The 850-nt window shown below is 62.8% G+C and carries 1 protein-coding gene and 1 pseudogene; one reads left to right on the plus strand and one right to left on the minus strand.

The genetic code is table 11. The features are described 5' to 3' along the window. On the minus strand, window positions 1–212 hold a 212-nt coding region (locus ACGLHS_RS32280; protein WP_394486082.1), incomplete at its 3' end, for a hypothetical protein. Between ACGLHS_RS32280 and ACGLHS_RS32285 the strand changes: the two are divergent. Further along, window positions 205–850 (plus strand): annotated as a pseudogene (locus tag ACGLHS_RS32285) (hypothetical protein); the annotation flags it as partial. The gene ACGLHS_RS32280 and the pseudogene ACGLHS_RS32285 overlap by 8 nt on opposite strands.

Genomic DNA, 850 nt, shown 5'->3' on the forward strand with positions numbered 1-850 from the left:
GCCGGCAGCCTGACCTCCACCAGCATCAGCACGACCTCTCTCACCGCAGGTACCGTGTCGGCAGGCAGCGTCAGCGCCACGAACGTCTCGGCCACCAACGGCACGATCAACAACCTGGCCACGACCAGCATCACTGCCGCCAACGCCACGATCAACACGCTGAGTTCGACCAGCATCACCGCAAACACGGTGAGCGCGGGCAACGTGACCACTGGCAACCTCTCGTCGGGCAACGGCACGATCCAGTCGCTGTCGTCGGTCAACATCGTGGCGACCGGCGTCACCGCGACCAATGTGCAGGCGACCAACGTCGATGCCACCAGCGTCGTCACGACCAACCTGACGTCGAACACCGGCAGCATCTCCACGCTCACGTCCACCAACGTCAGCACCACCAACGTGACGGCCAGCAACGGCACGATCAATACGTTGAGCTCGACCAACGTCAGCGCGACGAACCTGACGGCCAACACTGGCACGATCAACACACTGAGCGCCACCAACGTCAGCGCGACGAACCTGACGGCCAGCAACGGCACCATCAACACGTTGAGCGCGACCAACGTCAGCACCACCAACCTGACGGCATCGAACGGCACCATCAACACGCTGAGCGCGACCAATGTCAGCACGACGGACCTGACGGCCAACAACGGCACCATCAACACGTTGAGCGCCACCAACGTCAGCACGACGAACCTGACAGCCAACGCCGGCACGATCAACACGCTGAGCGCGACCAACGTCAGCACGACGGACCTGACGGCTAACAACGGCACCATCAACACGCTGAGTGCCACCAACGTCAGCACGACGAACCTGACGGCCAACGCCGGCACGATCAACACGC

Origin of the sequence: Variovorax sp. VaC1, assembly GCF_043658315.1 — a bacterium.
Lineage (GTDB): Bacteria > Pseudomonadota > Gammaproteobacteria > Burkholderiales > Burkholderiaceae_C > Variovorax.